General features: G+C 76.8%; 3 protein-coding genes. All 3 read left to right on the forward strand.

Going from position 1 to position 12,559, the window contains the following annotated elements; genetic code table 11:
* Window positions 1-216: 216 nt before the first annotated feature.
* The 3 genes from ACFWA9_RS06975 (at window position 217) to ACFWA9_RS06985 (ending at window position 12,513) form a co-directional block, all read left to right on the forward strand.
* Window positions 217-3,525 carry an amino acid adenylation domain-containing protein gene (locus tag ACFWA9_RS06975; protein WP_380383896.1) on the forward strand — a complete coding sequence of 1,103 codons (3,309 nt, stop codon included), beginning with the start codon at window positions 217-219 and terminating at the stop codon, window positions 3,523-3,525.
* A 100-nt stretch (window positions 3,526-3,625) separates the two neighbouring features.
* Window positions 3,626-9,298 carry an amino acid adenylation domain-containing protein gene (locus ACFWA9_RS06980; RefSeq protein WP_380383899.1) on the forward strand — a complete coding sequence of 1,891 codons (5,673 nt, stop codon included), beginning with the start codon at window positions 3,626-3,628 and terminating at the stop codon, window positions 9,296-9,298.
* Window positions 9,295-12,513, forward strand: coding sequence for an amino acid adenylation domain-containing protein (locus ACFWA9_RS06985; protein WP_380383902.1), 3,219 nt, complete (start codon window positions 9,295-9,297; stop codon window positions 12,511-12,513). Before ACFWA9_RS06980 ends, ACFWA9_RS06985 begins: the two co-directional genes overlap by 4 nt.
* Window positions 12,514-12,559: the final 46 nt, after the last annotated feature.

Genomic DNA, 12,559 nt, shown 5'->3' on the forward strand with positions numbered 1-12,559 from the left:
ATGATCTTTCCACGGGGGAGAAGATCGGACCGCTTGACGCATCAGGGGGGAACCTGGGAGTCGGGTCGGCCTTGCTCCAGCGGCCTGTCGACCGGTCCGCGGGGCGGCCCGGACCGCATCCGACGGCCGCGCCCTCCACCGGGCCGCACCGTCGCGGCGGAACCCGGTCGGACGGGTCACCGCAGCCCCGCCTCCGACTCCCGAATCGAGCCCGCCATGTCCGTCTCCCCCGTCGACTCCGCCACCACTCCAGGCTCGTCCGCCGCACCAGTCTCATCCGTCGTACCGGGCCCGTCCGCCGCGCCGGAGGAGGAGCCCGCGAGAGCGGCGAACACTCCGGCCCGGGCCGGGCGCCCCGCCTCCCCCGCCCAGCACGGGATCTGGCTGACGACCAGGCGGACCGCCGTCCCCGAGGCCTTCCACCTCGCCCTGCGGTTCCGTTTCGACCGGATCGACGCCGACGCCCTGGCCCGGGCCGTCGCCGCCACCGTCACCCGCCACCCCGCGCTCGCGGCGGCGCTGGTCGAGGAGGACGGCCTGGTCCGCGAGGTCCCGGCGGGGCGGCCGCCCGCGCTCACCGTCGTCGACGCGACGGCCGACAGCGCCGAAGGCCTGGCCAAGCGACTGGCCGAGGAACTGGCCCTCCCGTTCGACCTCGCCGCCGGACCGCTCGCCCGGTTCACCCTGCTCCGGCGGGCCGGTGGGGCGGCCGACCTGCTGGTGGTGGCCCACCACGCGGTGTTCGACGGGCACTCCAAGGACGTCCTGGCCGCCGACCTCGCCACCGCCTACGCCGCCGCGCGAGCCGACGGACCGGCCGCCACCGACTCCCCCGCCGCCGACCCCGCGACCTCCGCCCCCGCGACCTCCGCCCCCACGTCCCTCGACCCCGCCGCCCCCGACGACCGGCGTGACGCCCTCGGGATCGAACCCGAGCCCGAGGCCGTCCGCCGGGCGGCCTCCTTCCACGGCCCCCGGTGGGCCGCCGCCACCGACCCGGTGCTGCCCCACGGCCCCCGGGCCACCACCGACGCCGGCCGGGGCGAGGCCGTCACCTGGCGGCTCGACGGCGCCGGCCGGGACGACCTGGTCGACGCCGCGCGCGACTGCGGGGTCACCGTCTTCGAGTTCCTGCTCGCCGGCCTGCACGGCCTGCTGCGGCGCTACGGCGGCGAGGCCGTCCCGGTCGCGGTCCCCTTCGCCACCCGCCGCCCGGAGCGGCGCGACGACATCGGCCTCTTCGTCAACGAGCTGCCGGTGCACGCCCCGGCCGGCGCCGGGGAGGACGTGACGTTCGCGGAGTACGCCCAGGCTGTCCGGGCCGAGGTCCGCCTGGTCTCGGCCCACCGCGCCGTCCCGTTCGGCGCGGCCGTGCCCGGGCTCACGCCGCGGACCGGTCTGGCACCCGTCTCGTTCGGCTACCGCCGCCGCACCACCGCCGACCCGGTGTTCCCGGGCAGCACCACCCGGGTCGACTGGACGGTGTTCCCGCACGCCTCCCGCAACACGCTGCACCTCCAGGCGGTCGAGGACGCGGGGGACGTCGGCTTCTCCCTCCAGTACGACCCGGCCGTCCTCTCCCCCGCCGCCGCCCGGCGCATCGCCGGACACCTCGCCGCCCTGCTCGCCGCCGCCACGGCCGACCCGGGAGCGGCCCTGGCGGACCTGCCGCTGCTCGACGAGACCGAGCAGCGGCTCGTCACGAGCACCTGGAACGCCACCGAGCACGCCTACCCCGCCGACCGGACCGTGCTCGACCTGGTCCGCGAGCGCGCCGGCGCCACGCCCGAGGCCCTTGCGGTGGTGGCCGGCGCCGAGCGCCTGACGTACCGGGAGCTGCTGCGGCGCACCGACCGGCTGGCGAACGCGCTGACCACGGCCGGCGTCGGCCGGGACGACCTGGTCGCTCTGCACCTCGGCCGCACCGCCGACCTGCCGGCCGCGCTGCTCGCCGTGCACACCGTCGGCGCCGCCTACCTGCCGCTCGACCCCGGCTACCCGGCCGAACGGCTCGCCCTCGTCCTGGCGGACTCCGGCGCCACGCTGCTGCTGGCCGACCGCGAGCCGGCCCCCGAGGTGGCCGCCGCGGCCCCGACGCTGCTGCGGCTCACCCACGCGGCGGGCGACACGGCGGACGACGCGCCGGCGGACGACCCGGCCGCCCCCCGGACCTCGCCCGGCCGGCTCGCCTACGTGCTCTACACCTCCGGCTCGACCGGCCGCCCCAAGGGCGTCGAGATCGGCCACCGCGCGCTGGTCAACCTGCTCTCCGCCTTCGCCGACCGGCTCGGCTCGGGCCCCCGGGACGTCTGGCTCGGCCTCACCTCGCTCTCCTTCGACATCTCCGCGCTCGAACTGCTGCTGCCGCTGGTCACCGGCGGGCGGCTGGTGCTCGCGCCGGACGGCCTCGCCGTCGACGGCCCGGGCCTGCGGTCGCTGGTGGAGCGCGAGGGCGTCACCCACGCCCAGGCCACCCCCTCGGGCTGGCGGGTCCTGCTGGGCGCCGGACCGCTGCCGCCCGGCCTGACCGCCCTGGTCGGCGGGGAGGCGCTGCCGCTGCCGCTGGCCCGCGAGCTGCGGGCGGGCACCGACCGGCTCCTCAACGTCTACGGGCCGACCGAGACCACCGTCTGGTCCACCTGCGCCGAGGTCCCGGCCGCGCCGGAGGCCGTCCGGATCGGCCGACCGATCGCCAACACCCGCGCGTACGTGCTGGACGGGCGGCGCCGGCCGCTCCCGATCGGTGTGCCGGGCGAGCTGTACCTCGGCGGTGACGGGGTCGCCGAGGGCTACCTGGACCGACCCGGGCTGACCGCCGAACGCTTCGTCGAGGACCCGTTCGGCGCGCCCGGCGAGCGGCTCTACCGCACCGGCGACCTCGTGGCCTGGACCGCCGACGGCGAACTGGAGTTCCTCGGCAGGCTCGACGACCAGGTCAAGATCCGCGGCCACCGGATCGAGCTCGGCGAGATCGAGTCGGCGCTGCTGGCCCACCCCGCGGTCGCCGAGGCGGCCGCCGCCGTCCGGCGGGACGAGGCGGCCGGCGACGCGGAGCCGTTCGTCGCCGGTTACCTCGTCCCGGCGCCCGGGGCAGCCGTGCCGGACGCCGCCGAGCTGCGGGCCCTCCTCCAGCGGACGCTGCCGGCCGCCGCCGTACCGCAGCGCTTCGCGGTGCTCGACCGGCTGCCCCTGACGCCGAACGGCAAACTGGACCGCCGTGCGCTGCCCGTCCCCCCGCGCCCGACCGACGCCGCGAGCCAGGGCTCGACCGGGGCGACCGGGGCAGCCGGGCAGCAGGAGCACGACGAGGTGCTCGACGCCGTGCTCGGGATCTGGGCCGAGGTGCTGGGACTGCCCGACCTGGGCCCCGAGGACGACCTGTTCGAGCTCGGCGGGCACTCCCTGACGATCATCCAGATCACCGCCCGGATCCGCGACCTGCTCGGCGTCGAGCTCGACTTCGACGTCTTCTTCGCCACCCCGACGCCGCTCGGCATCGCCGCGGCCGTCCGCGACCTGCGCTGACCTCCCGGGCGGCGCGCTGCACCGCGCCGCCCGCTCACCCCGCGGCCGCTCCCGCCCCGAGGGCACCGCCACCTCCGACGTGCGCCGAAATGGATCACCGATGACCGACATCCAGGACCCCACGGCCGGGCTGTCCGCGACCAAGCGCGCCCTGCTCGCCCAGCGGCTGCGGACCGCCTCGGCCCCCGCCAGAACCGTGCCGGCCAGACCGCCCGGCACCGCCCCGCCGCTCTCCAGCGGCCAGGAACGGCTCTGGTTCATGGACCAGTTCGCCCCCGGCTCCACGGCCTACACGCTGGCCCCGGCCCGCCGGCTGCGCGGGCCGCTCGACCGCGACGCGCTGGACGCCGCCCTGACCGACCTGCTCGCGCGGCACGAGGCGCTGCGGATGACCTTCCCCGGTACCCCCGAGGGCACCGCCGAGGTCCGCGTCGCCGAACCCGCCCCGTGCGCGGCCCGGTTCGTCGACGCCACCGCCGACCCGGACCCGGCCGGGCGCGCCACCGCCGAACTCGGCGCCCTGGCGGCCGAGCCCTTCGACCTGGCCGCCGGACCGCTGCTGCGCGCCCTGCTGGTCCGCATCGCACCCGACGAGCACGTGCTCGCGCTGGTGATGCACCACATCGTCAGCGACGGCTGGTCGCTGGACATCCTCCACCGCGAGCTGGACGCGCTCTACGCCCGGCACGCCGACGGCACCCCGGACGGCCTGGCGGCCCCCGCCGTCCGGTTCGGCGACTACGCGCACTGGCAGCGCGAGCGGCTGACCGGCGGCGCGCTGGCCGCCTCCCGCGCCTACTGGCGGACCGAGCTGCGCGACGTCCCCGTCCTCGACCTGCCCACCGACCGACCGCGGCCCCCGGTGCTGACCTTCGACGGCGCCGCCCTGGAGTTCCACTGGGGCCCGGAACTCGGCAGCGGCGTCAACGCCCTGGCCCGCTCCGCCAACGCGTCCGCGTACATGGTGCTGATGGCCGCGCTGCAGACCCTGCTGGGCCGGCACACCGGCTTGCGGGACTTCGCCGTCGGCTCGGCCGTCGCGGGCCGCCTCCACCGCGAACTCGAGGACGTCGTCGGGCTGTTCGTCAACATCCTGCCGATCCGGGCCCGGCTGGAGGGCGACCCGACCTTCACCGAGCTGCTCGCCCGGGTCCGCGAGACCACCCTCGACGCGTACACCCACCAGGAGGTGCCCTTCGAGCAGATGGTGGCCGACCTGGAGATCGAGCGCGACGTCAGCCGGTCGGCCGTCTTCCAGGTGAGCTTCGCCTTCCAGAACTACGGCGACCGCACCGCGAGCAGCACCCACACGAGCGCCGGCACCAACACCCGCCCCGGTGGCGCACCGGCCCGGGAGGGCTTCGGCCACGAGGCCACCACCACCCGCACCGACCTGGCGCTCTACCTGCGGGAGAAGTCCGACGGCGGCCTGTACGGGCTGCTCACCTACCGCACCGACCTCTTCGACGCCGCGACCGTCCGGCGCCTGGTCGAGCGGTTCGAACTGCTCCTCGCCGCCGCGGTGGCCGACCCGGCCCGCCCGGTCTCCCGGCTGCCGCTGCTCACCCCCGGCGAACGGCGGGACGTCCTGGAGACCTGGGCCGCCGGCCCGCCGCTGCCCGCCACCGCCGGTGCGCCGGACACCCTGACGGCGCTGCTCGCCGCCACCGCCCGGGACCACCCGGAGCGCCCGGCCGTGGTCCTCGGGGACCGCACGCTCGACTACCGCGAGCTGGAGCAGCGGGCCACCGGCCTCGCCCGGCGGCTGCGGGCGCTCGGTGTGCGGCCCGACGACCGGGTCGCGGTCTGCCTGGAGCAGTCCCCCGAACTGGCGGCGGCCCTGGTCGGCGTGCTCAAGTCCGGCGGTGCCTACCTGCCGCTGGACCCGGAGCAGCCGCCCGCCCGGCTCGCCCACCTGGTGGCCGACGCCGAGGTCCGGGTGCTGGTCACCGACACCGCGCTGCGGGGGCGCTTCCCCGGTTACACCGGCGCCGAGCTGCTGCTCGACGCGGACGCGCCCGGCCCGGAGCCCCTCACGCCCGATCCGGAGCCGCTGGACGAGGCCGCCGGCCCGGACCACCTGGCCTACGTGATCTACACCTCGGGCTCGACCGGCGCCCCCAAGGGCGTCGCCGTCCAGCACCGGCAGATCCTCAACTACCTGGCCGGGGTGCGCGAGCGGCTGCGGATCGAGCCCGGCGCGAGCTACGGACTACTGCAGTCGCTGTCCTTCGACTTCAGCATCACGATGCTCTACCTGGCGCTGAGCAGCGGCGGCCGGGTCCACCTGCTCCCCCGCCGGATCGCCGGCGCCGAACTCGCCGAGCAGATCGAGGCCCTGGAGCTCGACTACCTCAAGATGACCCCCTCGCACCTGGCCGCGCTCGGCTCCGACGCCCCGCTGGAGCGGCTGCTGCCGCGCCGGGCGCTGGTGCTCGGCGGCGAGGCCTCGGCCTGGCCGTGGGCCGCCGAACTGGCCGCCCTGGACCGCTGCGCGGTGTTCAACCACTACGGCCCCACCGAGGCGACCGTGGGCGTCACCGTCCACGAGGTCACCGCCGGCACGGCCGGTCCGGGGAGCACCCCCATCGGCACCCCGCTCGCCGGGGCCCGCTGCCACGTGCTCGACGAGGCGCTGCAGCCCGTGCCGCCGGGCGTCACCGGCGAGCTGTACCTGGGCGGCGACCGGCTCGCCCGCGGCTACCTGGGCCTCCCCGACCTGACCGCCGAGCGCTTCGTCGAGGACCCGTTCGGCGCGCCCGGTGACCGGCTCTACCGCACCGGCGACCTCGCGCGCTGGCGGCCCGACGGCGCCCTCGACTACCTGGGACGCGGCGACGACCAGATCAAGGTGCGCGGCTACCGGGTGGAGCCAGGCGAGATCGAGGCCGCCCTCACCGCCCTGCCCGGCATCACCCAGGCCGTGGTGCTGGCGCGCGGCGAGGGACTGCGGCAGGCGCTGGTCGGCTACCTCGAACACCCGGGCGGGGACCCGGCGCCGGCGCCCGCCGAGCTGCGCGAGGCCCTCGCCGAGGTGCTGCCCGACTACATGGTGCCGGCCCGCTTCGTCGTCCTCGACCGGCTCCCCCTGCTGGCCCACGGCAAGGTCGACCGCCGCTCGCTGCCCGAGCCCGAGGAGCCCGCCGCCGCCGGCGAGTTCGTCGAACCGCAGGACGAGGCCGAGCGGTTCCTCGCCGGGCTCTGGGCCGAACTGCTGGGGGTCACCCGGGTCGGCGCCCTGGATGACTTCTTCGAACTCGGCGGGCACTCGCTGCTCGCCACCCAGGTGGTCGCCCGGCTGCGCCGGGCCTACCCCGAACTCGCCACTCCGGTCGGGGTGATGGACCTCTTCAAGTACCCCACCGTCCGGCGGCTCGCCGCCCTGCTCAGCGACCCGGACGCCGACCGCGGCCCCCGCCGCCTGCTGCACCGGCTCACCCCGGCCGGCCGCCGGACCACCGCCAGCATCGTCTGCACCCCGTACGGCGGCGGCAGCGCGCTCATCTACAAGCCGCTCGCCGACGCGCTGCCCGCCGACTGGGCGCTGCACTCGCTGGCCGTCCCCGGCCACGAGCTGGGCGAGGAGGCGATGGACATCGACGAGGTGGCCGCCCGCTGCGCCCAGGAGATCGTCGACACCGTCGAGGGGCGGATCGTCCTCTACGGCCACTGCGGGGTCGGGGTCCGGCTCGCCGTGGAGGTCGCCCGCCGGGTCGAGGCGGCCGGGCGGGAGATCGAGGCCGTGCACCTCGGCGGGATCTTCCCGTTCGCCCGGCCGCGCGGGCGCGGCGCCGCCGTCGGCGAGCGGTGGGCGCGGATCGCCGACCGGCTCCGCAGCGACCAGGGCATGGTCAACGCCCTGGCGGCGGCCGGTCTGGACACCGACGAGGTCGGCGCCGAGCAGCTGCGCCTGATGGTGCGCAACCGCCGGACCGGTACGAAGGAGGCCGAGCAGTACTTCACCCGGCTCTTCGAGAGCGAGGACGGCCGGATCTCCGCACCGGTGATCGCGGTCTGCGGCGACCGGGACCCGGCCACCGAGTTCTACGAGGAGCGGTACCGGGAGTGGCACCGGCTCAGCGACACCACCGGTGTGGTGGTGCTCGACGAGGCCGGCCACTTCTACCTCAAGTACCGGGCCGCCGAACTCGCCGAGATCCTGACCACCGTGCACCGCTCGGTCGCGGCGGGGCGGGAGCGGCGGCACGAACGGGCCGACGGCGCCACCTGGTGGCTGGCCGGCCTCTCCCGGGACGGCGCCGAGCAGAGCGCCGACGCCCGCCCCGCCGCGCCCGGCCCGCGCACCCCGGCCGGCGCGAAGAGCCCGGCGGCGGCACGGCCGACCATGCGGCGGTTCCTCGGCGTCGCCGCCGGGCAGCAGATCTCCATGATCGGCTCGGCGCTCACCGAGTTCGCCCTGCCGGTCTGGATCTACCTGACCACCGGTTCCCTCGCCCAGTTCGGCCTGCTGGCGGCCTGCGGGCTGGTGCCCGGCATCCTGGCGGCGCCGATCGCCGGCGCCGTCGTGGACCGCGGCGACCGGCGCCGGATCATGCTGTACGGCGACGTCGCGGCCGGCCTGACCCAGGCGGTGATGCTGCTGCTGTTCCTCGCCGACGGCCTGCGGGTCTGGCACGCGTACGTCCTGATCGCGGTGCTCTCGACGGCGCTCACCTTCCAGCGGCTGGCCTGGAACTCGGCCGTCCCGCAGCTCGTGCCGAAGCGGTTCCTCGGCCGGGCCAACGGCATCGTCCAGATGGCCTTCGGGCTGGCCCAGTTCCTGGTGCCGCTGTTCGCCGTCGGACTGCTCGCCGCGCTCGGCCTCGGCGGCATCCTCGCCCTCGACGTGGCGAGTTACGTGGTGGCCACGGCCGTCACGCTGGCCGTGCGCTTCCCGGACGTGATGGCGGCCCGGCGGCGGGAGAGCGTCGCCGCCGAGATCCGGGCCGGGTTCCGGCGCGCGCTGGGCAGCCGGCACTTCCGCGCGATGCTGCTGTTCTTCGCCGTCCTCAACATCTTCCTCTCCCCGCTGTTCCTGCTCACCACCCCGCTGGTGCTCTCCTTCGCCCCGCTCGCGGCGGCCGGGTGGGTCGCCGTCGCCGCCGGCCTGGGCGCCGTGCTGGGCGGTCTGACCCTGCTGGTCTGGGGCGGGCCCCGGCGGTTGCGGCTGCGCGGCGTCCTGTTCGCCACCCTCGGGCTGGCCGGCGCCTGCCTGGTGACCGGTCTGCGGCCCTCGGTGCTGCCGGTGGCGCTCGGCGCCTTCGGCATGGCCTACGCACTGGCCCTGGTCAACGGCGTCTACGCGACGATCGTGCAGACCAAGGTCCCGCTGCGGTTCCACGGCCGGGTGATCGCGGTGAACACCATGGTCGCCTGGTCCACCCTGCCGGTCGGCTTCGCCGTGGTGGCGCCGCTCGGGCCGCGCCTGGTCCAGCCGTGGGTCGACGAGGACGGCGCGCTCGCCGGCACCGTCGGACGGCTGATCGGCACCGGCGAGGGGCGCGGCATCGGCCTGCTCTACCTGCTGTTCGGCCTGGCCATGGTGCTGCTCGTGCTGACCTGCCTGGCCGTTCCCGCGCTGCGCCACTTCGACCGCGACGTCCCGGACGCCGAGCCCGACGACCTGGTGGGCCTCGCCGCCCTGACGGACCGCGCCGCCACGACCGCCCGGCCCACCCCGACCCACACCCCCGCCCCCACCGCCATCCTCACCACCGCGCCCGCCGACACCCCGCCCGCGCGCCGTACCGGAACCGAGGCCGCCGTCCGATGACCAGCACCGACCAGACGACCGGCGCCGCCCGACCGACCGAGGCCGCCCACCCGCTCACCGAGGAGCAGCGGCGCCTCTGGTTCCTCCAGCAACTGAACCCCGCCGACACGGGCTTCACCATGTACCTCTGCCGGCGCTGGAGCGGTCCGCTCGACCAGGGCGCGCTGCGCGCCGCGCTGGACCGGCTGACGGCCCGCCACGAGACCCTGCGCACCCGGTTCGCGCTGGACGGCGAGGCGCCCGTCCAGCTGGTCGAGCCGCCCGCGCCGGTCCCGCTCGCCCTGGTCGAGCTGGCCCCCGGCGCGAGCGAGCGCGACTTCACCGAGGCCTGCCGGCCGGCCGTCAACGCGCCCTTCGACCTGGCCGCGCGGCCGCCGCTGCGGGCCGTCCTGGTCTCCGCCGGGCCGGCCGAGCACGCGCTGGCCGTGGTGGTGCACCACATCGTCTCGGACGGCTGGTCGTTCCGGATCCTCTGGCGCGAACTGCTCGCCCTCTATCGGGAGGAGACCGGCGAGGCGCCGGCCGGCCTGGCACCGCTCGCCCTCCGGTACGGCGACGTCGCCCGCGCCGAGCGGGAGCGCGCGGCGGCCGGCGGCGCCGAGACCGCGTTCCGCTACTGGGCCGAGAAGCTGGCCGGCACCGGCCGGCTGCGACTGCCGCTGGACCACCCGCGGCCGGACCACCCGCGCCATCCGGCCGGCTTCGCCCCGGTCGAGCTCGGCCCCGGACTCACCGCGGCCCTGGACGCACTGGCCCGGCGCGAGCGCTGCACCCCGTTCATGGTGCTGCTGGCCGCCTACCAGTGCGTGCTGGCCCGCTGGACCGGCACCCGGGACTTCCTGGTGGGCACCCCCCTGGCAGGTCGGACCGAGGCCGCCCAGGAGGCACTGGTCGGCTACTTCGCCCGGACCGGGATCATCCGCGCCGACCTCACCGGCGAGCCGGACTTCCGGACGGTGCTGCACCGGGTGCGGACGGCCACCCTGGGCGCGCTGAGCCACCAGGAGGTACCGGTGGAGCGGCTCGCCACCCACCTGGGCCTGCCCGCCGAGGCCGGCGCCGCGCCGCTCTACCAAGCGGTGTTCGTCCACCAGAGCCAGTACGACCTGACCGGCGGCGACGGCGGCGCCGACCTGCCGGCCGGGGTGCGCACCGCCTCGATGGACTCCGGCTTCGAACGCGCCAAGACCGATCTGCTGCTCGACAGCTGGCGGACGCCGGACGGCGGTCTGACGCTCTCCTTCGCCTTCGACCGGGAGGTCCTCGACGACACGACGGTCGCCGCGCTCGGCGCCCGCTGCCGGGCCCTGCTCGCCGCCGTCGTCGAGGACCCGGCGCTGCCGCTGCACGGCGACTGGCTGATCGGGCCGGAGGAGGAGGCCGAACTCCTCGCGCTCGGCACCGGACCGGCGCCCGGCCACGCCGGGCCGGTGCGCCCGTGGCTCCCCCGCTTCGCGGAACGCGTCGCCGCCGCGCCGGACGCCCCGGCCCTGGAGTGCGACGGGCGCACCCTCTCCTACGCCGAACTCGACCGGCGGGCCGACGACCTGGCCGCCCGGCTCGGACCCGTCGCCGGTCAGCTGGTGGCGGTCCGGCTGGCGCCCTCCTTCGACCTGGTGGTCGCGCTGCTGGCGGTCTGGAAGGCCGGGGCCGGCTACCTGCCGATCGACCCGGCCCACCCCGAGGAGCGGCGGCGGCTGATGCTCCGCGAGTCGGGCGCCGTCCTGCTGCTCACCGACGAGCACAGCGAGGGCCACGGCGACGGCGAGGGCGACGAGAGCGGCGCGGGCCCGCGGATCGTCCCGGCCGCCGCGCCCTCCCCGGGTGCGGACCGGGCCGGACTGGCGTACGTCCTCTACACCTCCGGCTCCACCGGTACCCCCAAGGCGGTGGCCGTCGACCACCCGGCCCTCGCCGCCCGGGTCGACTGGATGGCCGGCCCGGACGGCTACCGGCTGGCCCCCGGTGACCGGATCGTCCAGTTCGCCTCGATCGGCTTCGACACCCACGCCGAGGAGCTCTGGCCCGCCCTCGCCGCCGGCGCCTGCGTGGTCCTGCTCCCGGGCGGCGGGCGCACCCTGCCCGAGCTGCTCCGCGGCCCGCACGGCCGGTCCGTCACGGTGCTCGACCTGCCCACGGCGTACTGGGAGGAACTGGTCTCCCTCGACGGGCGGACGCCCTGGCCGGCCGCCCTGCGGCTGGTGGTGCTCGGCGGCTCCGAGGCCCGCGCGGACTCCGTCGCCCGCTGGCGGGAGCGGCACGGCGACGCCGTCCGGCTGGTCAACACCTACGGCCCGACCGAGGCCACCGTGATCGTCACCGCCGCCGACCTCACCGCCCCGGACACCACCCGGCGCCCGCCCCTCGGCCGCCCGCTGCCCGGCGTCCGGCTCTACGTCCTCGACGAGAACGGCGCCCTGCTCCCGCGCGGCTCCGCGGGCGAGCTGCACATCGGCGGCGCCGGCCTGGCCCGCGGCTACCTGGGCCGCCCCGACCTCACCGACGCCGCCTTCCGCCCCGACCCCTTCACCGGCACGAGCCCCGGCGCGCGGATGTACCGCACCGGCGACCGGGCCCGCTGGCGCGCCGACGGGCAGCTGGAGTACCTGGGCCGCACCGACGAGCAGATCAAGCTGCGCGGGTACCGGATCGAACCGGCCGAGATCGAGGCCGCCCTCACCGGCCACCCGGAGGTGGCCGGAGCGGCCGCCGTCGTCCTCGCCGGCCGCCGCCTGGTCGGCTACGCCGTCCCGGCCCCCGGCGCCGAACCCGCACCGGCCGCCCTGCGCGAGCACCTGGCCCGGTCGCTGCCCGCCTACCTCGTCCCGGACACCGTCGTCCTCATCGACCGGCTGCCGCTGACCCTCAACGGCAAGCTCGACACCGCTGCCCTGCCCGCCCCCGACCCGACCGCCACCGCCGAGTACCTGGCCCCGCGCACCGACGCCGAACAGCTCGTCACCACCCTTTGGGGGGAGGTCCTGGGCCTCCCCCGGGTCGGCGTCCTCGACGACTTCTTCGCCCTCGGCGGCGACTCCCTCCTGGTCACCCGCGTGGTCGCCCGGATCCGCGCCGCCGTCGGCCTGGACGTCCCGATCCGCGACGCCTTCGAACTCTCCACCGCCGCCGCCCTCGCCGCCCGGATCGAGGACCTGCTGATCGCCGAGATCGAGGCCCTCAGCGAGGAGGAGGCCGCCGCCCGGCTCACCGGCTGACCGCCCGGAGCGCGTGACGCCGGTCGCCCCGCCGGAGGTTCGGCGG

Source organism: Kitasatospora sp. NPDC059973 (genome assembly GCF_042737525.1).
Taxonomy (GTDB): domain Bacteria; phylum Actinomycetota; class Actinomycetes; order Streptomycetales; family Streptomycetaceae; genus Kitasatospora.